At 32.0% G+C, this 24003-nt stretch carries 28 protein-coding genes; 18 read left to right on the top strand and 10 right to left on the bottom strand.

What is annotated here, in order from left to right; genetic code table 11:
- The first annotated feature begins 130 nt into the window (after window positions 1-130).
- On the top strand, window positions 131-2203 hold the full coding sequence (locus tag SPD45_RS07095) for a peptidoglycan D,D-transpeptidase FtsI family protein (RefSeq protein WP_336267043.1): 2073 nt from the start codon (window positions 131-133) through the stop codon (window positions 2201-2203).
- A 159-nt stretch (window positions 2204-2362) separates the two neighbouring features.
- Here the strand turns inward: SPD45_RS07095 and SPD45_RS07090 are convergent, their stop codons facing one another.
- Window positions 2363-2977 carry a hypothetical protein gene (locus SPD45_RS07090; RefSeq protein WP_336267042.1) on the bottom strand — a complete coding sequence of 205 codons (615 nt, stop codon included), beginning with the start codon at window positions 2975-2977 and terminating at the stop codon, window positions 2363-2365.
- Between the two features lie 13 nt (window positions 2978-2990).
- Window positions 2991-3365, bottom strand: coding sequence for a hypothetical protein (locus SPD45_RS07085; protein WP_336267041.1), 375 nt, complete (start codon window positions 3363-3365; stop codon window positions 2991-2993).
- Between the two features lie 162 nt (window positions 3366-3527).
- On the opposite strand from SPD45_RS07085, the gene rpmG reads away from it, so the two are divergent.
- From rpmG to SPD45_RS07070, 3 genes are all read left to right on the top strand, one after another.
- On the top strand, window positions 3528-3677 hold the full coding sequence (gene rpmG, locus SPD45_RS07080) for a 50S ribosomal protein L33 (protein ID WP_336267040.1): 150 nt from the start codon (window positions 3528-3530) through the stop codon (window positions 3675-3677).
- A gap of 105 nt (window positions 3678-3782) precedes the next feature.
- The gene (locus SPD45_RS07075; protein ID WP_336267039.1) at window positions 3783-4349 is read left to right on the top strand and encodes a 5-formyltetrahydrofolate cyclo-ligase; all 567 of its coding nucleotides are present in this window, start codon (window positions 3783-3785) and stop codon (window positions 4347-4349) included.
- 20 nt (window positions 4350-4369) lie between these two features.
- Window positions 4370-5551 carry a rhomboid family intramembrane serine protease gene (locus SPD45_RS07070; RefSeq protein ID WP_336267038.1) on the top strand — a complete coding sequence of 394 codons (1182 nt, stop codon included), beginning with the start codon at window positions 4370-4372 and terminating at the stop codon, window positions 5549-5551.
- Here the strand turns inward: SPD45_RS07070 and SPD45_RS07065 are convergent.
- Window positions 5525-6313: a hypothetical protein gene (locus tag SPD45_RS07065; RefSeq protein WP_336267037.1), complete on the bottom strand. Its 789-nt coding sequence runs from the start codon at window positions 6311-6313 to the stop codon at window positions 5525-5527. The genes SPD45_RS07070 and SPD45_RS07065 overlap by 27 nt on opposite strands.
- An 80-nt stretch (window positions 6314-6393) precedes the next feature.
- Between SPD45_RS07065 and SPD45_RS07060 the strand changes: the two genes are divergently transcribed.
- On the top strand, window positions 6394-6591 hold the full coding sequence (locus SPD45_RS07060; RefSeq protein ID WP_336267036.1) for a YqgQ family protein: 198 nt from the start codon (window positions 6394-6396) through the stop codon (window positions 6589-6591).
- Window positions 6592-6655: 64 nt separating this feature from the next.
- Window positions 6656-8548, top strand: coding sequence for an LTA synthase family protein (locus SPD45_RS07055; RefSeq protein WP_336267035.1), 1893 nt, complete (start codon window positions 6656-6658; stop codon window positions 8546-8548).
- A gap of 63 nt (window positions 8549-8611) precedes the next feature.
- On the opposite strand, the gene SPD45_RS07050 is transcribed toward SPD45_RS07055, so the two are convergent.
- On the bottom strand, window positions 8612-8791 hold the full coding sequence (locus SPD45_RS07050) for a DUF2759 family protein (RefSeq protein WP_336267034.1): 180 nt from the start codon (window positions 8789-8791) through the stop codon (window positions 8612-8614).
- A gap of 161 nt (window positions 8792-8952) precedes the next feature.
- On the opposite strand from SPD45_RS07050, the gene SPD45_RS07045 reads away from it, so the two are divergent.
- From SPD45_RS07045 to SPD45_RS07005, 9 genes are all read left to right on the top strand, one after another.
- The gene (locus tag SPD45_RS07045) at window positions 8953-9594 is read left to right on the top strand and encodes an MBL fold metallo-hydrolase (protein WP_336267033.1); all 642 of its coding nucleotides are present in this window, start codon (window positions 8953-8955) and stop codon (window positions 9592-9594) included.
- Between the two features lie 284 nt (window positions 9595-9878).
- Window positions 9879-10910: a competence type IV pilus ATPase ComGA gene (gene comGA, locus SPD45_RS07040; RefSeq protein ID WP_336267032.1), complete on the top strand. Its 1032-nt coding sequence runs from the start codon at window positions 9879-9881 to the stop codon at window positions 10908-10910.
- On the top strand, window positions 10861-11925 hold the full coding sequence (locus SPD45_RS07035) for a type II secretion system F family protein (protein ID WP_336267031.1): 1065 nt from the start codon (window positions 10861-10863) through the stop codon (window positions 11923-11925). The genes comGA and SPD45_RS07035 overlap by 50 nt, the downstream gene beginning before the upstream one ends.
- Before the next feature lie 17 nt (window positions 11926-11942).
- Window positions 11943-12260, top strand: coding sequence for a competence type IV pilus major pilin ComGC (comGC, locus tag SPD45_RS07030; RefSeq protein WP_336267030.1), 318 nt, complete (start codon window positions 11943-11945; stop codon window positions 12258-12260).
- Window positions 12253-12681: a competence type IV pilus minor pilin ComGD gene (gene comGD / locus SPD45_RS07025; protein WP_336267029.1), complete on the top strand. Its 429-nt coding sequence runs from the start codon at window positions 12253-12255 to the stop codon at window positions 12679-12681. The genes comGC and comGD overlap by 8 nt, the downstream gene beginning before the upstream one ends.
- Complete coding sequence (locus SPD45_RS07020) at window positions 12671-13000, top strand: type II secretion system protein (protein WP_336267028.1); 330 nt, start codon at window positions 12671-12673, stop codon at window positions 12998-13000. Before comGD ends, SPD45_RS07020 begins: the two co-directional genes overlap by 11 nt.
- A complete protein-coding gene (locus SPD45_RS07015) occupies window positions 12936-13400 on the top strand; it encodes a ComGF family competence protein (protein WP_336267027.1) in 465 nt (154 codons plus the stop codon). The genes SPD45_RS07020 and SPD45_RS07015 overlap by 65 nt, the downstream gene beginning before the upstream one ends.
- A complete protein-coding gene (locus SPD45_RS07010) occupies window positions 13372-13755 on the top strand; it encodes a hypothetical protein (RefSeq protein ID WP_336267026.1) in 384 nt (127 codons plus the stop codon). Before SPD45_RS07015 ends, SPD45_RS07010 begins: the two co-directional genes overlap by 29 nt.
- Window positions 13756-13854: 99 nt before the next feature.
- Window positions 13855-14094, top strand: a complete 240-nt coding sequence (locus SPD45_RS07005) for a DUF2626 domain-containing protein (protein WP_336267025.1) — start codon at window positions 13855-13857, stop codon at window positions 14092-14094.
- Window positions 14095-14133: 39 nt separating this feature from the next.
- On the opposite strand, the gene SPD45_RS07000 is transcribed toward SPD45_RS07005, so the two are convergent.
- The 3 genes from SPD45_RS07000 to SPD45_RS06990 form a co-directional block, all read right to left on the bottom strand.
- Entirely contained in the window at window positions 14134-14904 is a 771-nt protein-coding gene (locus tag SPD45_RS07000) for a YqhG family protein (protein WP_336267024.1), read from the bottom strand.
- A gap of 33 nt (window positions 14905-14937) precedes the next feature.
- Window positions 14938-16422 (bottom strand): DEAD/DEAH box helicase, encoded by a 1485-nt coding sequence (locus SPD45_RS06995; RefSeq protein ID WP_336267023.1) that lies wholly within the window; start codon window positions 16420-16422, stop codon window positions 14938-14940.
- Window positions 16423-16521: 99 nt separating this feature from the next.
- A complete protein-coding gene (locus SPD45_RS06990) occupies window positions 16522-16899 on the bottom strand; it encodes a rhodanese-like domain-containing protein (RefSeq protein WP_336267022.1) in 378 nt (125 codons plus the stop codon).
- Between the two features lie 306 nt (window positions 16900-17205).
- Here SPD45_RS06990 and SPD45_RS06985 point away from each other — a divergent pair, with 306 nt between their 5' ends.
- Entirely contained in the window at window positions 17206-19773 is a 2568-nt protein-coding gene (locus SPD45_RS06985) for a vitamin B12-dependent ribonucleotide reductase (RefSeq protein WP_336267021.1), read from the top strand.
- Between the two features lie 209 nt (window positions 19774-19982).
- Here the strand turns inward: SPD45_RS06985 and SPD45_RS06980 are convergent, their stop codons facing one another.
- Window positions 19983-20948: a DMT family transporter gene (locus SPD45_RS06980; RefSeq protein ID WP_336267020.1), complete on the bottom strand. Its 966-nt coding sequence runs from the start codon at window positions 20946-20948 to the stop codon at window positions 19983-19985.
- Between the two features lie 132 nt (window positions 20949-21080).
- Between SPD45_RS06980 and SPD45_RS06975 the strand changes: the two genes are divergently transcribed.
- Together SPD45_RS06975 and mntR are read left to right on the top strand one after the other, a co-directional pair.
- The gene (locus SPD45_RS06975; protein WP_336267019.1) at window positions 21081-21950 is read left to right on the top strand and encodes a LysR family transcriptional regulator; all 870 of its coding nucleotides are present in this window, start codon (window positions 21081-21083) and stop codon (window positions 21948-21950) included.
- 152 nt (window positions 21951-22102) lie between these two features.
- On the top strand, window positions 22103-22531 hold the full coding sequence (gene mntR / locus SPD45_RS06970; RefSeq protein WP_336267050.1) for a transcriptional regulator MntR: 429 nt from the start codon (window positions 22103-22105) through the stop codon (window positions 22529-22531).
- Between the two features lie 7 nt (window positions 22532-22538).
- On the opposite strand, the gene SPD45_RS06965 is transcribed toward mntR, so the two are convergent.
- Window positions 22539-22949 (bottom strand): SA1362 family protein, encoded by a 411-nt coding sequence (locus tag SPD45_RS06965; RefSeq protein WP_336267018.1) that lies wholly within the window; start codon window positions 22947-22949, stop codon window positions 22539-22541.
- A 29-nt stretch (window positions 22950-22978) separates the two neighbouring features.
- The gene (locus SPD45_RS06960; protein ID WP_442962000.1) at window positions 22979-23938 is read right to left on the bottom strand and encodes a DUF1385 domain-containing protein; all 960 of its coding nucleotides are present in this window, start codon (window positions 23936-23938) and stop codon (window positions 22979-22981) included.
- Between the last annotated feature and the right edge of the window lie 65 nt (window positions 23939-24003).

Here is a 24003-nt window from a genome sequence, read left to right as displayed (position 1 = left end):
AAATTACCTTTTTATTTCACTGGGTTTTGTCCCAGCCTCTTTTTTATGTTGTTTCATATATCGCTTTTTGAAAAATAATGATATAATAAGAAATTGTGAAATGATTATATTATTTAGGGAGATATGAGCAATGAATCAGCAAAAGGATAAAAAATCTCGAATTCCCTTGCGATTAAATATTACGTTTTTCGTTATATTTTTATTGTTTGCCGTTTTAGTCATTCAACTTGGTGTTGTACAAATATTAGACGGTTCAAGTTATCAAGAGGAAATTGATCGTACAGTACAAGATATATCTAAACGACCAGTACCACGTGGTAAAATTTTAGACCGAAATTGGAATATAGTTGTAGATAATGAGCCACTTTACTCGATAACATATACACCACCAAAAAGAGTACAAGCAGAAGATAAACTAGAGTTAGCTGAAAAATTAACTGAATATATGACGATGGATAAGAAAGAAATTGATAAAATAAGAGAACGTGAGAGGAAAGAATATTTTTATTTAAAAAATACAGATGATGTTTTTGCTAGATTATCTGATGAAGAAGTAGAAAAATTAGATGATAAAGAACAATATGATTTAATGCTAGAAAGAATTGAAGATGATGAAATTGAAGATTTTACAGATGAGCAATTACAAGTTATAGCGATAAAACGTCAATTAGATAAAGCATATGCATTAACGCCAGAAGTGATCAAAAATGAAAATATTTCAATGGATGAATATGCTAAAATAGCTGAGAATTTATCTGAATTACCCGGTATTAATACATCAACAGACTGGGAAAGACAGTATAAATATAAAGATACTTTACGATCTATTATCGGTTCTATTACATCACAAGATGAAGGTATTCCTGCTGAAAAAGAGGATTATTATTTAACACGAGGGTATAATCGAAATGACCGTGTTGGAAAAAGTGGTCTAGAAGAACAGTATGAGGACCTATTAAGAGGAAGAAAAGAAAAAGTAAAATATACGACAACAAAAACAGGTCAAATCATTGGGACAGAAGTAATGGTTCCTGGCGAAAGAGGAAAAGATTTAGTCTTATCCATTGATATGGAGTTTCAGAAGAAAGTAGATGAAATTGTTTTACAAGAATTAAAAGCAGCGAAAAGTCGTGGAAATGCTTATTTAGAAGATGCTTTAGCTGTTGTAATGAACCCAAAAACAGGAGAAATACTTGCACTAAGTGGACAGCACTATGATAAGGAAACGGGAAAATATGAAAATACACCACATAAAGTCCTTTATGATGCACATCGTCCTGGTTCCACTGTAAAGGGTGCAACTGTATTAGCTGGATTGGATTCAGGGGTGTTTGCTCCAGGTCAAACAATTTATGATAGTCCTATTGTTATCAAAGGAACGAAGCCGAAAGGGTCATATAGTGTACTTGGATCGGTAAATGATATATCGGCATTAAAACGATCATCTAACGTTTATATGTTCTATGTAGCTTTAAGACTTGGCGGAGATTATCGTTTACCTTTCCCAAACGGGGGAAGTCCTACGTTTAATCCCGAGGGAATGCAAACTATGCGAAACTATTTTCAAGAGTTTGGATTAGGTGTTAAAACAGGTATAGATTTTCCATTTGAATCAACAGGCTATGTTGGACCAGAAATGTTACCAGGTAAACTAATGGACTTAAGTATTGGACAATATGATACGTATACAACTCTACAATTAGGCCAGTATATTAGTACGATTGCAAATGGTGGTAAAAGAATTCAACCTTCATTTGTAAAAGAAATTCGCTCTCCGGCTACAACATCTGACGGACTAGGAGCAGTTTATAAAGTAAACCATACGAAAATATTAAATGAAATAAGTATGTCTAAAGATAATATTGAACGTGTTCAAGATGGGTTTTATAAAGTGTTCAATGAAGCTGGTGGTACCGGTCATTCTAGTTGGGCTAGTACGAAATATCGTGCTGCTGGAAAAACAGGTACTGCAGAGAATGAAGTATTTTTACAAAAAGATAATGGTGATTTTTATAAAGCGGCAGATACAGAAAACTTATCTTTAGCAGGATATGCACCATATGATGATCCTGAGATTGCTTTTGCAGTTATTATTCCTAACTTAAGTAAAAGTTCTAGAAATAATATAAACCATAATATTGGAAGACGTATTTTGGATACTTATTTTGAAGGAAAAGAATCAGAGAATAAAGAAGAAGACTAAAAAAGAACTTAAGACAAATATAATTAAACGGTATTGTTTATCTTTTTATAATAAACAATACTGTTTTGTTATACATATTAATATAATATAAAAGACCTCGATAAAATAAATTATCGAAGTCTTTTATATGTTTTAGCTAAGTTTCAATTCGCATGTCTTTTATTTACTGCCTGGATATGTTGTGAAAGTTTTAGCTAATTCTTTGAGACTCATATCTTTTTTTACTTTAAATGTACCTATTTGAATGTAAGGGCTATAATCATTGTCTTCCATATAATCTAGGAATTTTTGTTTATCGTCAATTACCTTTTCTTTATATAACATATCTGCTATATCTTCTGTAACGACACCTTGGTCAGTAGTAATAGTAATCGTTTCTGATTTTTTCTTTTTACTTTTTTCCTTTTTATCATCAGAAGATTTCTTTTCGTCTTTTTCATCTTTCTTTTTATCAGAAGATGTATCTTTAGAGTCTTTCTTTTCTTCTTTAGTAGCATCTGATTCCTTCTTAGAATCTTTATTTTTATCTTCTTTTTCCTTTTCTTTTTCAACTTGCTTATCTTTTACGTCTGCTTCGTCTAAATCAAGTAAAGAAAAAGTGATAAATTCTTCTTCCGTAATGACTCTATAGCCTTCATCCTCAATTTGAGAAATTAAATCTTCTACTGGTGCGTTCTCTACAGCAGTGCTTTGATCAAACAATGAAAAATACCCAAACATTAATATAGCTGCAGTAAATAATCCAATAGCAAAAAAGCGTATAGGTTGTTTCATATTTATCCCCTTACTATAATTTGTTTTTTAAAATTGTTTGGATATCGTGTGTAGTTAAATCAGTTTGTTGTGCAATGTCTTCTACTGAATAGCCTTGTTGATGTAAGTGATATACTTTTTGTAAAAGTAAAGGCTTATTTTTCAGTGAAGATGGAATTTCTGTTGCTACTTCTACTTCTTCTTTGTGACTCGGTGTAACAACTTGTCCGGTTAACAACTCTTCTTCAAGTACTTCGAGTTTTTTTCTTAGTTGATACGTATCTTGCATTGATTGTATCGATAATTGCTCTAATTCACTTTCAATCTCATTATATTTATCATTCATGAAAAATGATATAATGAATAAAATGATTGCAATTACGATAATTGTTCCAAAAATGTACCCCATCTTTCTACCTCCAGTCTCTATTTTATTATACAAGAAAAATAATATTTTTGTAGGCAAAACAACAATTGTAACCTAATTTTAAAACTTAAATAAGTATTGCACGTTTTTTGTTAATCTGTTATTATTAGTAAGGTAACTATTTATGGAGTTGGAGGGTTGAAAATGCGTGTTAACATCACATTAGCTTGTACTGAAACAGGCGATCGTAATTATATTACTACTAAAAACAATCGAAATAACACTGAGCGTATTGAATTAATGAAATATAGCCCACGTTTAAGAAAGCATACGCTTCACCGTGAAACAAAATAAGTTGTACGATAAAACTCTTCCCGATATTTGGAAAGAGTTTTTTTGTTGTCTATTTTTATTTTCTTCACTCACGTAGTAAGTTATAATAGAGTTGGGTGACATGAAATGAAACAAACAATTCGAATGAATATGATGGAGAAATTAGCTTTATTAACAAGAGAAGAAAAAAAATCCATTGAAAAATCATTATTAGAGCAATTTATCAAATCCAATTTATGGATTGAACCTACCACAATAGGTATTACAATTTCTCATGGTTTTGAATGGGAGACGAGAAATATCATTCAATTTTTATGGGAAAAGGGAAAAAGAGTAGTTGTTCCGAAAATCTATACTGCAGATAAGTCTATGCAATTTTATGAACTAAGAGATTTTGCACATGTAATAAAAGGTCATGCAAACATACTTGAACCTAATCCATCATTGACTACATCGGTTGCAAAAGAAGATATTGACCTGCTTATTGTACCAGGTATTGTATTTAATGATGCTGGTTATCGAATAGGGTTTGGTGGTGGATATTATGATCGTTATCTCATGGAATATAATAAAACAACAGTCTCCTTAGCAAGTGTACAACAACTAATAAAAGACCTTCCAATAGAAACGCATGATATACCCGTGCAATATATCGTTACAGAAGATGGGGTTCGGGAAACGCTTAGTTTTTAAGCAAGGGAAGTAGGTGACATATGTCGATTACAAACCAATATTTTATGTATCATACATTATTCGAACTTGTAAAAAATGAGCAGTATGAAATGGTTCATATAAATATCAAGCGGAATGAAGCGTGGGTGCAGAAGAAAGAACGTGGAAAGACGACTGTGATCCGTTTTCTTTTAAAACAATTCGATTGGCAAAAACATTTGAAAAAAGATATTGCGGCCGTTTTTCAAAGAATTATAGCGATGAAGCGTATTTTTCGAACGAAAAAAATTGATATTTACAATGTATATATTGCTGATAAAAAGCCAATTGATGCTACTGATCAACTACAAACACCAATTATCGCGAAACAAAATCAAAAAATGAAAATGAACGTGTATTATATTGCGGATACGAACGAGTTTGATGAAAAGAATCGATTTTTACACGATGTAAATACAGAACCTTTTCAGTTTGATAAAAATGATTTTTCCCTATTACAATATAAAGTTCGTATTTATAAAACATACTTACAAAGACAAATATATGAGAAGAACAAAGAAATTCGTGACGTTTTTACATATGGTAAACCCTATTTAACATACTTTTTTCTCTTATTAAATGTATGCATTTTCTTATTTTTAGAAAATATTGGTGGGAGTATGGATCAAGACGTATTATTTGGGTACGGTGCAAAATATAATGAAGCCATTCTGGAAGGGGAATGGTGGCGCTTATTTACAGCGGCTTTTATACATATTGGATTGATTCACTTTTTTATTAATATGTTGGCATTATACTATATAGGCCAATTTGTCGAACGAATATATGGCTCTAAGAGTTTTTTTATTATTTACTTTTTATCTTTATTATTAGGAAATATTGCTAGCTTTGTATTTACAGATGCAATAACAGCTGGTGCTTCAGGTGCCATATTCGGTTTGTTTGGGGCATTATTATATTTTGGAATAAAATATCGAATGCTATTCATTCGAACGATTGGAAACCAGTTTATGCTCCTTTTAATTGTAAATATCGTGTTAGGAATAATCGTTCCACAAATCGATATAGGAGCACATATTGGTGGACTAATCGGTGGGTTTTTGGCAGCAATGATGGCAACATTGCCCTATAAAAAATCCGTGCGTTTACAAGTAGTAAGTTTTTCATTATATGGCTTAATTGCTTTGTGTATGTATTTAATTGGGATGCAAATTTTGCCGTAATATTTTTTCTTTCCCATTGAGTGTATAGACGACTAGCAAGTGTTCTTTATTTTTATCGATTAATATAAGGGGCATGAGGCTCTTCTCTAGATTTTTCATCTCTGTCATTGGGATGATATAATTTTTATATAGCCCTTCCCAAAGATGGCCTATAATCATATCTGTATCGTGTTGGTTCATGTTTGGGAAAGGGATATGTTCATATAATGGCAAATCAATTAAAGGGAATGTATGATATAAACTTGGATCAATCTGTAATTTTTGTAAAATTGAATTCATTTTATGCATATATTTCTTTTTTATTTGTTCATCATTAGATGTTGTTCGATTTCGTATTGTATCTCCATCAAAAAAAGATGATGTAGAGGACATTTTTCCAATAGAAGTAAATGTTTCTTCTCGTACGACCTCACCATAATGGTATGAAAGCACATCAATAGTACTGTTTTTTGTTATTGAAATGGATTGTTTTAAAGTAAGTTCATCTATGTTTTCCTTCCAGATGTTTCCGATTCCTTTTACATACATATGAATAAAAACGATAAAAACATCTTGTCTTAACTGCACCGGCGTATTTGTTTTTGATTGTACATTAATCTGTAATTTATTATTATGTAATTCAACTACAGATGACGCTTCAGCCATTGTTACATGCGGATCTTTCGGAAAATATGTAATTGTTTCCATTGTGTTTTGTTCATAGATGAAATAAAAGATAAATATTTGTATGATAATCAATAAGGTAATAATTTTTTTATACATAAAATCAACCTCGATAAAGATGTTATTTTCTTCTAGCATAAGATTCTGTGTGCAAGAAAATGTTAAGGTGGTGATGATGGATGAAAACGATGTATGATGTCCAACAACTGTTAAAGAGATTTGGAATTTTTGTCTATACGAAAGATCGGATTGCAGATTTAGATTTAATGCACGAAGAAGTTAAAAATTTATACGATGCAAAGTTAATATCAACGACAATATATCAACAAGCAATATTATTAATTCGAAAAGAAATGAGAATTGTAAAGAAATTGTAATGTTTTAAAAATGTGCAATCCGGGAATTAACCAAGTGAACGAGTATGTCTGTAGGAGGATTATTATGCTACATCGGCGAAAAAAAGTACCACTTTTTGTCCTTGCTGCATTATTGTTCGGTTTTAAAACGTATATCGTTTATCGTTTTGTTTTTGATATTGAACTTGACAATCTATTGCAGGAAATTATTATTTTCATTAACCCATTTATCGCATCCATTATATTTTTTGGACTGAGTGTATGGTTTAAAACAGAAAAGCGACAAAAATTATTTATTCGATATAGTGCGTTAATTGGAACGTTGATCATTTATTTTAACGTTGTATTCTATCGATCTTTTACTGACTTTTTAACGATACCACAATTATTTCAAACGAGTAATATTTCAGATCTTTCCTCTAGTATATTAGAGTTAATTAAACTATATGATATATTTATTTTTGTAGATGTGATGATCATTTGGTATATTGCGAAGAAAGTAACGAATATTTATGTACCAGTCTATTCACGCCGGAAAAAAATATTTACACTCGTTGTTTCTTTGCTACTATTATCTGTTAACTTTCTATTAGCGGAGATGGAAAGGCCCCAATTATTATCGAGAGCCTTTGACAGGGAATATTTAGTGAAAAATATTGGCCTGTTTTATTACCATGTCTATGATGTCGCTTTACAATCTAAAATGCGTACACAAAAAGTAATCGCAGATAGTAATGATCTCGTAGAAATCAAGAAATATATTCATGAAGAAGTACGAAGTGATGAACAATCGTCATTATATGGGATTGCTGAAGATAAAAATGTTATTTTTATCTCTGCAGAATCATTGCAAACGTTCGTTATTGAAAATACTTTACATGATGAGGAAGTAACTCCATTTTTAAACAGATTGATTGATGATCCAGGAACATTTTATTTTGAAAACTTTTACCATCAAACAGGGCAAGGCAAAACATCTGATTCGGAGTTTATTACAGAGAATTCATTATATCCTATTGCAAGTGGGGCTGTATTTTTCACTCATGCGGGTAATGATTATTATGCAATGCCTGAAGCATTAAAACAACATGGTTATCAATCAGTAGTCTTCCACGCGAATACCGAAACATTTTGGAATCGAAATCAAATGTATGAAAGTATCGGAATTGATACGTTTTATGATTATGATTCTTATGATGTTACAGAAGAAAATTCCATCGGCTGGGGATTAAAAGATAAACCGTTTTTTGAACAAACAATTCCATACATGAAAGAGTTAGATACACCATTTTATGCGAAATTAATTACGATTACGAACCATTTTCCTTTTGACTTAGAAGAGGAAGATAAAACATTAGAAAACTATGATTCAAACTCTAAAACATTAAACCAATATTTCTCAACCGTTCGTTATATGGATGAGGCTATTGAACAGTTTTTCATGCATTTGAAATTCAATGGATTATATGAAGATTCGATTATAATTATTATGGGAGACCACGATGGCATTAGTGCGAATCATAATAAAGCAATGGCACAATATTTGAATAAAGAAGAAATTACGCCATATGATTTATTACAATTGCAAAGAGTACCATTTTATATTCATATTCCAGGCTATGAAAACGGCAAACGTATGGATAAAATAGCAGGTCAAGTTGATATTAAGCCTACTGTTTTAAGGCTTTTAGGGCTTGATACGAGTAATGATTTATATTTTGGGAATGATCTTTTTCATAATGATCGTAAAGGATTTATTACACAAAGAAATGGCGACTTCATTAGTGATGATTATGTGTTTGCTAGTGAAATTTGCTATGACCGTGAAACAGGGGAACCAATAGATACATTAAATGTGTATGGAGAGGAAGAATCAGCTTGTGCAGAAATTTCGAAAAAAGTTACGAAAGAGTTACAGTATTCGGACGAAATCATTTACGGTGATCTATTCAGATTCGTCGACTTTCAGACGAAATAAGGGATAGAACACAAAAATAGAGGTTAAGGTAATATACCTTAACCTCTATATTTGTTTGTAATATTAAGGACAGATTCCAGCATCTGTTAATCGACAAATAATCTCCATGACTGAGAAATACCCAAAGCAAAGAGTTGCTACTGCAGAAAAACCTAAAGCTAAGTAGTTTTTAATTTTAAATTGTCTAATTAACGACACAGCTGAAAGTAAAGCAACGACTAAAAAGATGATTGCTAGTACCATTTTAATTACATCCTCCTTATGACCATGTTAAAATGAAAGTAAATCAAGCTTCATATATGTAATAAATAGCATGATAGCTAATACTTATTCTATAATATTGCTTGATGTTTGTCGAGTTATATTCATTTTTATTTTTAGAAAAGGATATTGGAGGAAAAAAGATGCAAATTGATACATTTTCTTTAGGACCACTAGGAACAAATTGTTATATTCTTTCAAAGGAAGGAAAATGTCTTATTGTAGATCCAGGTGGTGATGCACATATTGTGAAACAACATCTTGAAGAACAACAGTTAGAACCGTTAGCTATTTTATTAACACATGCCCATTTTGATCATATCGGTGCTGTAGATGAGTTAAGAAATGACTTACAGTTAGATGTATATTTACATGAAAGTGAAGAAGAGTATTTGTTGGATGCGACAGTAAATCGGTCAGTTATGTTTTTAGGGGAAGATTTTAAAATTGAAACATCCGCACCAGATCACTTTTTAATAGAGGGAACTTTAACCATTGGACCATTTACGATGGAATGTATTCATACGCCAGGACATTCTCCAGGAAGCATGTCATTTATATTTGCACATGATACATGTGTTGTAAGTGGAGACGTATTATTCCAACAAGGCATTGGTCGAACTGATTTACCTGGTGGTAGTATGGATGTATTAGCAAATAGCATCGTTCATAAATTATATATATTAGAAGATGATGTCGTTGTTTTTCCTGGTCATGGATCTAGTACAACCATTGGGGATGAAAAGGATACAAATCCTTTTACATTACAATTTTATCAAAGGTAGGGTAAGGTTGTAATTCAGTAAAAAATAAATTGATGGATGAGGTGAGTGTCGGACAAGAGGAAAGTATGATTCTTCTTGTCTACACTCATCTTTTTTTGTTTTACAATATATGACGTTGGTGGAAAATTGTATTTTCATCATAAATAACATTCTAAAATTTAAAAATAGCCACTATAGTTATTTAGAATTACAAATTTGCTCAAATAGGAAACTTTTTATTGAATTATACAAAATTGTTCATTAAAATATTATATAAATTAGCATATAAGTACTAAAAGGAGGTGGTGAAAATAAACCGTACAGAAAAAATTACGCGTAAATTCTTGGAAGAAGCATGTAAGAAACAAGCATCCGATATTCACTTTTATCCAAGTCATGATGAAGATCACGTAGATATTTTTTATCGTCTACTTGGCAAAAGAGTGTATATTCGCTCGATTAAAAAGAAGTTATATGCGATTATATTAGCTTATCTTAAATATAGTGCTCATATGGATATTAGTGAAAAAAGAAAACCTCAAAGTGGGAAGATGCATTATACGACAGAAAATAAGGAATTATACGCTTTACGTTTATCAACACTTCCGACGATGCAGGAAGAGAGTTTAACGATACGTTTGTTACCTCAAAGCAATTTAAAAATTGATGAACTATTTGTCTTTCCATATCAATTTAACCGAATGAAGCAATGGTTTCATCAACAGGCAGGGCTAATTCTCATTACAGGGCCGACCGGTTGTGGGAAATCCACCACAATGTACGCATTGATGCAAGCGTTAACAGAAAAACAATCATATCAAGCAATTACATTGGAGGACCCAATTGAACGGACGCTTGACAATGTCATTCAAGTAGAAATGAATGAAAGAGCGGGTGTATCCTATCATACGGGATTAAAAGCTGCCTTAAGGCATGATCCGGATATTATTATGATAGGTGAAATAAGGGATGAAAAAACAGCTAAATTTGCTCTAGAAGCATCCTTGACAGGACATTTAGTTGTGAGTACGATTCATGCTAAGAACGCTGTTGGGACAATTGATCGTTTACTCGATTTAAATATCTCGAAAAACGATATTGCACAAACTTTGCTTGCGATAGCCTCTATACAATTGATTCCCGTTTTTACAAAAGGTGATGTGAAACGTGGTGCGATTGTGGAATTGATTGATGGAAATAATATAACGTCAATTTTATCTGGAAACAAAGTAGTAGAACAATTGAATATGGAGACTTTTGAACAATTAAAGGAGAAAGTGAAAAGATATGGATTTTTACAAGATGATTCAATGGATGAAACGTCGAAAAGCGTATAAATATTTTTTTCCCATCGAAAAACAATTGCAATATTTAAAGCATGTACATTTTTTAATGTCTCACGGTTATTCATTTAAAGATGCTTTAGATCATTTATATTACAATACAGATTATGAGGCACAAACAAAAGAGATAATTACAGCATTCAAACGGGGAGATCCGCTAGATAAAGCGTTTGAGCATGCAATGTTTCATCATTCTATTGTTGCATATTTACAATTTTCACATGCACATGAAAGCATGATAGATAGTATTAAAAATTGCGTAGATATGGTGGAATACCGATTGAGTTATATTGAGAAATTAAAGAAAACGATTCGCTATCCATTATTTTTACTTATTATTATTGTGTTGCTACTGATTAGTCTCAATCGTTATGTGCTGCCAATGTTTTTGGACTTGTTCCAATCACATGCTTCTTCATCAAAAACATTGTTACTTTCTATTTCTTTTATTGAGTTTATTACTACATTTTTTTTAGTACTCCTATTGATACTTTTTATTTTTTCTTTCATATGGAAAAAATATAAACCACAAATACCTATAGAAATCCAATTAAATATATATAAAAAAATCCCATTTTATCGTTCATTTCTAACATTATATACATCATATTATTTAGTTACGTATATTAGTATGTATTTAAAAGCAAGTTTACCTATGCGGGAAGTAGTGAAACAATTAAAAAGTCATGATCGTTTAACTATTTTAGCATATTATGGTGAGGAAATTGATATGCAATTAGAGGCAGGACAATCATTGGCTACTGCTGTCAATCAATTGTATTTCATTGATCGTCATACGAAAGGAATTTTTAGTAGAAGTATGGATCAAAGTAGCTTTGAAAAGGATCTATCAGTTTATGCCGTATTTTTAGGTGAGAAAATTCGCAATAAATTAGTGAAAATAATTCAATTTATTCAACCAGTTATATTTTCGATTGTCGCGTTATTTATTATTTTTGTTTATCTTACATTAATGATTCCAATGTATCAATTAATTGAAACAATTTAAAGAGAGGGGAACATATTATGAGTCGTATAAAAGGGGAAGATGGATTCACATTAATAGAAATGTTAGTTGTACTTCTTATCATCACGGTATTAATTTTATTGTTGTTACCTAATTTAACGAATCGGAGTAGTGATGTACATGAAAAAGGATGTAAAGCTCTAACGTCTACGGTTCAGAGTCAAGTATACGCATATCAATTAGAAGCAGGAAAATTACCAACTAGCCTAGACGATTTAGTACAAGAAAACTACATTGAATCAAGTCAGAAAAAATGTTCAAACAATACCCCGTTACAATACAATGTATCGAGTGGGAAAGTGTATGTGAATGAATAAAGAATCCGGTTTCACATTGTTAGAATTACTCTTTGTTTTGCTTATCATTTCCATTTTCATTTTATTAACTACACCAAGTATGGTTGCATTAAAGGAAAAATCAGAAGTGAATGCTTTTAAACACTTATTGGATGCGGATATTTTGTATATTCAAAATAAAGCATTCCATCATAGAAAAGAGTATATTTTAGGATTTTTGAGAAACAATCAATATGTGCTGCACCATGGTAAGGTTGGTAATAGGGAAATAGTAAGACAGATTCCTTCGGCAGTATCCTATTCAATGAAGAACACTAATATAATGTACAATTTAAAAGGAACAATTATACAACCAGGCACCTATGTTTTTATCGTGGACGGTCGTCTATACAGGCTTGTATTTCCACTGGGGAAAGGGAGGCATTGGATAGATGAATCGTAATGGTTTTACTTTTATTGAGGCGTTAGTTTCCTTAAATATTATCATTTTTATAAGTCTTACGGTTGCACCGTTATTAACACTCGTCATGCAAGAGAGAGTAAATGCTTTATTAAAGCGTGATGTCGCATATGTGTTGTATGAGGATTTATTGTATAGGGCGAATGGAAATGATGGAACAATGTATTACGAAAAATCGATACAACAGACAAATGTACAATTTACATTTCAATTAGAAAACGAACATATGAGGGGTTGTGCAAATTGGGAAAATAAAAAGGCACGAAAAGAAACATTTTGCTTATATAGCGATCATAAGTAATGAAAGAGGAATTACATTACTTTCCGTTTTATTTGGATTAACAGTTATCATAGTTACATTTCCGTTGTTAATGTATATTTTTAAAAATTTGTCGGAGACAAATTATTCAGAAGACTTATCTTATCGCCAGTTTTTTCTTTTCGTTCGACAAGAAAATTTAGATGCAGAAAGAATGTTTGAACGAAATAATACTTTATATTTTCAATTGAATGAGGATGAAGTTTCTATGATTGAAAAATATCAGGATGTTATTCGGCGACGCGTAAATTATTTAGGTCATGAAATATATTTGCGTGATGTACAAGGATTTGAAACCGAAACACTGGATTACGGTATTAAAATCACTGTAACATCCAACGAAGGGGGAATTTATGAAAAAACAATATCATTTGAACAATGATGAACGAGGTTTTTTCTTACCATATGTGATGGTTTTGAGTACAATAATTTTAATATTTGTTGCAAATACTATTTATATTTATGAAAATGAATTAGAAATTTCTAGTAATTTAATTGATCAAATTACGTACGAAACACAGTATGAAATGGCAATTGCTAAATTATTACGAGAACGACCATTTGAACAGACTAACGAAGGAATGGAAGCATATAATTTACCTAATGGTAAAACAGATGTATTTTATACAAAAGAAAATGAGCGTTTACAAGTAAAAGTACAAGTTTATGGGGAAGATGATTATATGTATCCATTTCATCGGACGATTCATTTAAGGGGAGATATCACGAAAGAATGAGGAAAAAATCATTGTTCTAACATATGTTTCATTTACAATATTCATTTCCTAGTTTATAATGATATTTGTATTAGGTTACGTTAAAGGAGGGGAAAAAGCATGGATCGAATGTTTCGAGTGCTTGCCTTTTGGACAGGGGTTTTCATGGTAATGTTCTTCGTTGGAGAAATGTATAATACTGCTGTATTATTCCTAGTACAAACGGCTTTTTTCCTAACACTAAGTTATTTAAAGCTTTCAGAACGAATGTACTTATATTTGTTCGGTGCGTACTTAACAGTGTTTATGATCGGATTTACTTGGTATACAGAATTTATTATGATTCCAAGCTTCGGTTAATAAACAGAAAAACACCTCTGCTATATGCAGGGGTGTTTTTCATGTAGTACGAAATTGGTTATTCCTTATATAAATGAGCGCACCTTGTAATACTTCTACATGAATTTTTGGTTGTAGCCTTTTGTACATAGCCGACTTTTCATTTTTATGCATGTTCGTATCATGTTTTTCATACATTGTTTCTTCTAATTTCATCTCACGATAACTTGTCATTGCCCATTCATATGATTTTGATTCTAAGTGTTGATTAATTGCTTCGTCCATTCGTTTGTATCCATTTAAAACGGAAATTATTGGCGCAATGGTGTAACAATAATCATTCATTTTTTCTTGTAACGATTTTTCCTCCAGTTTTTCCATCATTTGAAACTCGATAATTCCGTGAATTAACTGTAGCCCCATAGAAATGATTTCCTCTGTATGTATTTTACCTTCATAACAAATTTTTACATTTAATAATAACCATGGATATAACATCGTCTCCGTATTCGTATAAATCGATTCATAATAAACACCATAAACTGTACTCTTCTGTAACCATGACATTGTACGATTGTATAGTGGAGTGTCGTACTGGAGTGTATAATTATTTACCGTTTTGTCATTTGTTGTAAAGGACACTTTTTGGGGAATTCCTTCTTGTTGCATCGTTTCCATATATGTCCAATAAAATGGACGGTGCATGATTGCTTTGTCTATTTCTTTCGTTAATTGCACTGTTATGGAGTTATTTTCCTCGGACACAATATCACAATTCGTTATGCGAAAAAAGTTTTTATAAAACGTTTGTAGAAAAGATAGAGTGGACATCTTTTTCACGGCCTTTCCATATGTACTTTATGTTTATGAATCAACCATATATTCATTCATTTTTTGTTCTAATAGTTTATCCATACCACCAATTGATTCTTGAAAGACATTTATTTTTTTATAAATGACACGTAAAATATGAGCTTCAATCGTATGTTCAAGTACGAGATGGATCATGCGAACATCATTTTTTTGGCCAAAACGATGAATCCTCCCAATCCGTTGTTCTAAACGCATTGGATTCCAAGGTAAATCATAATTAATTAATATATGGGCGAAATGTAAATTGATACCTTCACTACATGCGTCTGTTGCTACTAGTACTTGTTTATCATTTTTAAACTGTTCCACAATCCACTGTTTATTTGATTGTGATAAGTCTCCTGAAAAGGCAACACTGTTTATCCCGTGTTGCTGTAAATACCACTGTATATAATATTGACTCGGTTTATATTGGGTAAAAATAACAACTTTTTCATCTTTTATCGATTGGAACAGATCTATCAATACTTTTGCTTTTATATGATGGGGGAGACTTGCAATATCAGATAATAATTGTTTTTCAGATGGTTCGTTTTTTTGTAGGGAAAGATAACATGCTTCCCTAGAAGAACAGAATTGTTTTAGATAAACCCAATGAGGTGTCCTGGATTGGATCATTTTCTTTTTTAGTTGATCGTATACAACTTGTTCCTCCTCTGTAAAATAAATAAATTTAGTTTCTATATTTCTTCCAGGGATAAAATCTATATGGTCCTGTCGTTGATTACGAATGAGTACACGACTTAACCTTTCTCTAAATACGGACTGACTGGATTTATATAATTGTCGAAATGAATGGATGTCTGCAAATAATGTCGGTTGTACGATTTGGATTAAATAATAAATATCATCGAGTGTATTTTTCATTGGGGTAGCAGTTAATAATAAACAATATTTCTTGTTTATTTGTTGTACCATTTGATAATTTATCGTTTTTGGATTTACTACTTTATGCGCTTCATCAATGATGAGCAAATCAAAACAGTGTTGCTCAAATACTTTTCGATTCCTTTTTACTTGTTCATAGGAACATAGAACGATGTCGTCTAAATCGGAAGAATTAATTTTTTTATAAACAGTTGGATAAATAAAAAACTTTAACCGTAATTCCTTTTCCCATTGATAAATAAGAGAGGCTGGAACGATAATCAATATTTTTTTTGCCATTTTACGAACTAGCAGTTCTTTCATAATAAAGCAAGCTTCAATTGTTTTACCTAAACCTACTTCGTCGGCCAAAATAGCTCGTCCGTTCATCGAAAAGAGTACCTTGTCACATACTTCCTTCTGATGAGGTAACATCGTAACATTTTTAATATAATTTATACTTTCTAATTGATCCATCGTTTTATGTATACGTTTTTGTTGCATTTTATAATAGAGGGAGAATAAGTCCCAATTACTATTTGATGGATGATGCTCGTTTTCCTTGTACCATTGTCTCCAGCTATGATCTTTATGTACTTTAATTTCCATATAAAATATAACCTCCATTATTGTTAGGATGGTTCAAAATGTATAAAATATACAAAAAAACATATGTAGGATTTTTGTCATCCTACATATGTTTTTCGTTTATTTTTTATGGTCAATTTTACCAGTCCATTTTTTAAAGCCACCTTGCAACATATAGATGTCTGTAAAGTGATGCTTTTTTAAAATAGCTGCGGCTCTAGTTGAACGAGTTGTGTTTTGACAATATAAATAAACAGGCTTGTCAGGGCGTAATGCATTAATACTCTGTTTAAACGTTGTTAAAGGAATATTTCTAGCACCACGAATATGCCCGTTATCGAATTCATTCTGTTCTCGAACATCAACAAGCTGTGCCTTACGATATCCTTCTATAAATTGTTCCTGTGTTAAAACGGTTAAATATTTTCTTTGACGAAAATAATTAAACAAGGCATAAAGAATGATTAAAAGTAAAACAATAAGTAAACCCCAAAGCATGTAATAATCCTCCAATATAAAATATAGTAAATAAGGTTGCCACATATACTATATACATTATATGAATTGATACATCTTTTTACAAATAATCAGTAGATTTTTTTCTATGAAACAGGTAGAATACTGTATTGTCGGCTTTTGTATAAAAATTTATTTCAAACATAGAATTATCAGTTTTTTCAATATATAGAACTTTATAACCTTTTCGAACACAACATATTGATTTATTCTTATTTTTTGTGTACATTAGAAATAGAAGAAAATTACAAAAGCAATGAGAAATTCGTATGTAGGGAGCGATCAACAGTGGCAACAAATTTATCAATAAAAGAAAAAATTAACATTGCGTCTTTAAACGAGGATATTAAACAATTTAAGCAAGTTGAACCAATAACGGACGATATGAATATTATGCATGAAGGTGTTTCTAGACTAGTAATGTTAGACCGCTATGCATTTAAAGATACGGAGAAGAAAACATTGAAAAAAGGGGATTTTGTCGTTTTAACCGTAAAACCAGATCCAAAATTCCCAGCACGTGGTTATGGATTTGTAGAATCGATTAATTGGGAAGAAAACAAGGCTGAAATTAAGGTAGCGGAAGAGTTTGTTGCCGTATTAGATGATGAGCAAGAAGTCGAAACAGGTATGATTAAACGTGATTTAGACACGATTGATAAACCTTTAGAAATTTTTTATGAGCAAATTGCAGCACGAAATGCGAAAGGTTTATCCTTAGTTGAAACATCGGATGAAAAAAGACAAGCATCTTATGAGATGTTTAAAGAGCAATTAGAAACATTGCGTTTCGTTCCTGCGGGTAGAGTGTTATATGGGGCAGGATCAGAAACAGATGTCACTTATTTTAATTGTTATGTAATGCCTTATATTCAAGATTCAAGAGAAGGCATTTCAGATCATCGTAAACAAGTAATGGAAATTATGTCACGTGGTGGTGGAGTCGGAACAAATGGTTCGACATTACGTCCACGTAACACGCTAGCACGCGGTGTAAATGGTAAATCTTCTGGATCTGTTTCTTGGTTAGATGATATTGCTAAGTTAACACATTTAGTTGAACAAGGTGGTTCACGTCGTGGAGCCCAAATGATCATGCTTGCGGACTGGCATCCTGACATTATTGAATTTATTATTTCAAAAATGCAAAATCCACGTATTTTACGTTATTTAATTGAAAATACGACAGATGAGCAAATTAAACAATTAGCAAATGAAAAATTAAAATTTACACCTTTAACAGAAACAGAAAAAGATTTATATCAAGGAATTGTTAATTATAAAAACATGCCTGGTTTAGGTGGATTTACAAAAGAAGCAATTAAAGAAGCGGATGAAAAATTAAGAACTGGTGGTACATACGATGTCCATCAATCAGAATTTTTAACGGGTGCAAATATTTCTGTTTGTTTAACGAAAGAATTCATGGAAGCCGTTGAAACAGATGGAGAATACGCCTTACGTTTTCCAGATGTAGAGAACTACACGCAAGAAGAAATGAAACAGTATAATGAAGAATGGCATAAAATTGGGGATGTACGTCAATGGAAAGACAAAGGTTTTCGTATTCGTACATACCGTAAAGTAAAAGCAAAAGAATTATGGGATTTAATTAATATTTGTGCAACATATTCAGCAGAACCAGGCATTTTCTTTATCGATAATGCAAACGATATGACAAATGCGAAAAGTTATGGACAACAAGTTGTTGCAACAAATCCATGTGGGGAACAACCACTTGCTCCGTACTCTGTATGTAACTTAGCTGCAATTAACTTAGCTGAAATGGCAAATAAAACAACGAAACAAGTGGATATGGAAAAATTAAAAGAGACGGTTCGTGTCGGTGTGCGAATGCAAGATAATGTTATCGATGCAACTCCATATTTCTTAGAAGAAAATAAAACACAAGCACTTGGCGAGCGACGTATCGGATTAGGTGTAATGGGATTACATGACTTATTAATTTACTGTGAAACACGCTATGGATCTGAGGAAGGAAATCGATTAGTAGACGAAATTTTTAAAACGATTGCTGTCACAGCTTATCGTGAATCTGTAGAACTTGCGAAAGAAAAGGGGAGCTTCCCATTTTTAATTGGAAAAACGGAAGAAGAAACAAAACAACTTCGTGAAGCATTTATTCAAACAGGATTCATGAAGCAAATGCCTGAAGATATTCGTCAGGATATTGTAACGTATGGAATTCGTAACTCTCATTTATTAACGGTCGCTCCAACAGGGTCAACGGGAACGATGGTAGGGGTGAGTACTGGTTTAGAACCATATTTCTCCTTTTCATATTACCGAAGCGGTCGTTTAGGAAAGTTTATTGAAGTGAAAGCTGATATTGTACAAGAGTATTTAGAACGTCATCCTGATGCTGATGAAAATAACTTACCTGATTGGTTTATTTCTGCAATGGAATTAAGTCCAGAGGAACATGCAGATACACAATGTGTCATTCAAAAATGGATTGATAGTTCTATTTCAAAAACAGTTAATGCACCGAGAGGATATACTGTGTCGCAAGTTGAACAAGTTTATCAACGCTTATACAAAGGTGGCGCAAAAGGTGGTACTGTTTATGTGGATGGAAGCCGTGATTCACAAGTACTAACATTAAAAGCAGAAGAGTCTACATTTGATGAAGTGGAAGAAACTAATGAAGAATTTGATGTTGTTAAACCGAAAGTAGTTTTAATGGAAACTATACAAGAGTTAGATAAAACGACTGTAAACATCGGCTCTGAAGTCGGCGATCGTTGTCCTGTATGTCGTAAAGGGCATGTTGCTGAAATTGGAGGATGTAATACGTGTACAAGTTGTGGTGCACAACTAAAATGTGGATTATAATAAATTCGTCTTCAAAGAGATAGAGACTAATATTATTCATGAAGAACGGTCATGTTTATCATAAAAAGATAAATATGACCGTTATTTATGTTGAATTCGTTGCAATGAAAGGCGCAATAAAGGTGGGCAAAACAAAAGGAGTCCCAATTATAATTTATTGAAACTCCTTTATCTATTTAAGCTCAGTACTATTCAAGTTTTACTGTAGTTTATTGTGAAACTAATTGATTTTTGCGTTTTTTAAGAAGATGTGCCTCTCGTTTTTGCAGCATACGTTGATATAAGTTATTTAAAATGATCATCGAACAAACAATGGCAGCTCCTGCCCATTCATATCCTGTTATTGTATGTCCTTGAATCAAACGAATCACTATAGTTGTTACCGGTGCTAAGTTAATGAATAAAATAGCATTGATTGGTTTTAACATGACAACTCCTTTATTCCAAAATAGTAACGCAAAAATTCCAGGTAAAGTTATCATAAACAACATATTGTATCGGACGGTATATATTTCTTGTAATGTTGGAACTTCTACATATCCAAAAACACTACTGAAAATGACAACAACTGTAGCTGTTAATGTTCCATATAAACAAGTTAAAGTAGAGTATCTTAGTACAGACCATTTTGGGAATTGACTACCACCAAATGTATATAAAGCCCAACCAGCAGCAGCTGAAAATAAAATGATCAATGGAATTAATCGTCCGGGACCGAATAATGATTGAAAGTTACCGTTTGTTACGACTAATAATACGCCAATAAATGCACCGAATACAGTTAAAATTGTAAAAGTGTAAGGACGTTTTTTCGTTAAAATCCACACAATTAAAATCGATATAATTGGCGCTAATGCTTCCATAATAGAAGCTAATACAACACCGGCATCGCCTAATAAATTTTGACCCCAGAAAATGAATAAATTATAAATTGTAAAACCCATTGCTCCGAAAAACCAAATCATAAACCCATGACCTTCTAGTTTAAACGCTTGTTTTCCTTCAATAAAATAAAGGAAAACAACTAAAAGAACAGTTACAGGTAAATAGCGAATGATCGTAAAATAAAACGGGTCAATGTATTGGAAGGCGTGATCTGCAACTGGGAACATAGCACCCCATGACATACTTGCGATAGCACAAAGTATTGCCCCGATTAAAATACTGTTTCTCATTTTGATATCCCCAATCAAAAATAATATGTATATGTATTAGTACTTACTTATTATTTAACAATAAAACGACTATCATGTAAAATGATTATAAGAGATAACAAGTATCTTAAAAAGTGATAGTAGGTGAATGGAATGAACATGAAAGATTTACAAATATTTCATACGGTTGCAAACTGTGGAAGTATTAATCAGGCAGCAAAACAATTAAATTATGTCCAATCAAATGTAACTTCCCGCATTAAAAAACTCGAACAATCTTTGAATACAATATTATTTCATCGGCATCAAAAAGGCATTACGTTAACAAATGAAGGGCACGCGATGTTACCATATGCAAAAAAGATTCTATCTTTAGTAGAAGAAATGAAGATGATTTCATCCGACAGTGAAAATCCGACAGGGAAATTAGATATTGCATCTGTTGAAACGGTGATTAAATTACCATATATTTTGTCACGCTATCTAGATAAATATGATCTTGTAGATTTAACATTATCTACAGGTGTAACAGCTGAATTAAAGGAGAAAGTTATGAATTATGAGTTAGACGGTGCTTTTGTAACGAAAAGTGAGATTACAAATGACCCAAATTTACATCAAATGGAAGTTTTTCATGAAAAACTAGTGCTCATTTCAAATAATACCGATATGTCTATGGAAGATATTATAGAAAAACCAATTTTACGTTTTAGTGATGGTTGTGGGTATCGACAAAAATTAAACGAATGGTTGCATGATCAGCAAATAATCCCGAAAAAAGTGATGGAACTAGGGACATTAGAAACAACATTAGGATCCGTTATATCTGGATTAGGTGTTGCTTATGTTCCTTATGCGGCCGTGGAGGAATATGTAAAACAACATTTAATTCATTGCTATGAATTACCGGAAAAGTATAGTCATATTACGACGGTTTTTATTTATCGTCAAACAGATCATCATACACCAGCATTAAAGAAATTTATTGATACGATTGAAGAGGTTACAGAATTTCACATATAAAGAAACACTTTTTTTCTCTAAGTTGCTAATCAATAGCCTTATATATCAATACTTGTCAGTTAGGCATATTTACGGTATAGTAATAATAGAAAAAATGTTGCCCTTACTAAAAATAGAAAAGAGGAAATCATTTGCCAACACCAACTCCAAGTATGGAAGATTATATTGAACAAATTTATAATTTAATTGATACAAAAGGCTATGCACGGGTAACAGATATTGCAGAAGCATTACTCGTACATCCATCTTCTGTTACAAAAATGATTCAAAAATTAGATAAGGACAAGTATGTCCATTATGAGAAATATCGAGGATTTATTTTAACGGAAAAAGGAAACAAAATTGGAAAACGACTCGTATTCCGACACGAACTATTAGAAGATTTTTTAGAAATTATCGGTGTAGATGAGGATAAAATTTACGAAGATGTCGAAGGAATTGAGCATCATTTAAGTTGGAATGCAATTGACAGGATTGCGGATTTAGTACAATTTTTTGAAGAAGATTCGTCTAGAATTGTACGGTTACAACAAATTAATAAAGATAGTAAACAACAAGAAAATGAGTTAGAAAAAAAATGACCAAGCATTAATTAGATGCTTGGTCATTTTTGTTATCTTTTATTGATTTTTTACCTTCAATCACAGTTAAGTGTGGCGCATTTCTACGACGTTTACGTTTCTTTTTTTGTTTATCGAGCTCTTGTTTGTTGTATTGTCTTGGAACAAACTTTTCTGCCATACTTTTTGATTGTTTTTTCCCGAAACGTTCATTCGATTGTTTTGCTGCTTTTCGGTATTTTTTCATTTCATCAGATGTTTCACCAGTTCGTCTTTGTAGAAAATATGATAGCACTTTAAAAAGGACATATGCTATCACAATCATGATGACGATTTGAATGAAAAATTTTCCAGGGTTCCTCACTAAGGATGCACCTAAACCGATAGCCGCTAAACCGACAAGCATAAGTAAAAATACAGGGGGCTTATTGCGTTTCATTCACATATACCTCCTTTACAAAGCTAATATTACATAACTTGATTACTTTCTTCTAATACAATTGCTTCCGCTTCTTTTACGTCGTCATTTTCTAACACTCTTTTAAATGAGTGTAGTGCAACTTCTACTTGATCATCATTAGGTTCTTTGGTTGTTAATAATTGTAGCCATAATCCAGGATACCCTAATACGTGTAACACTGGAATGTTTCGAAGTTTGTTCGTAACATATAATACTTCAAAAGATAATCCAATTACGACAGGAATTAAAAAGATACGGTTAACAATTCTCCACCATAATGGATCTGTTGCTACGAACATATAGACGAATATGCCGACAAATACTGTAAACAGCATGAAGCTTGAACCACAACGATAATGTAATCTTGATTGACTTTGTACATTTTCTACAGTCAATGGTAAATTGCTTTCATAACAATTAATTACTTTATGTTCTGCACCATGATATTGAAACACTCGTTTTATTAGTGGTGTAAGTGAAATAATGTAAATGTAGCCAAGTAATAAAATGAGTTTAAACAAACCTTCTAATAATACTTGCCCCGTTTTTGTTGGAACAAGATCGGTAAAGAAGTTTGCTACAATAGCAGGTGTTACTGTAAAGATTAGTTTACTGACGATAAAAGATAGTACGCCAACTACTCCAATCCCTAGCATCATAACGAGCTTTGATGTTTCTTTTTCTTCTAACATTTTTTCATCATCTTCTGGGTCGACATCGTAACGATCAGAGGCAAAATCTAAATGTTTAATTCCGTTGGCACTTGCTTGAACAAGTGCAACAATACCACGAACGAATGGAATTTTCTTTAATTGTTTTGCTATATTTGATTCTTCCCGTTCTACTTCAAAATATTCAATACTATTGTCTTTTCTTCGTATAGCAGATACGAAACTGTTTTTACCGGCAAACATAACGCCTTCAACTAAAGCTTGCCCACCGTAATTCGTTTCTCTTTTATTCAACAGTGATCACCAACCTTATCTTTATTTTACTAGAAAAAACCGAATATCACTAGTAGAGATACCTTTTT

It is taken from the genome of Pseudogracilibacillus sp. SO10305 (assembly GCF_037072005.1).
Lineage (GTDB): Bacteria > Bacillota > Bacilli > Bacillales > Amphibacillaceae > Pseudogracilibacillus > Pseudogracilibacillus intestinigallinarum.
This window is presented reverse-complemented; position numbering and strand designations above follow the sequence as displayed.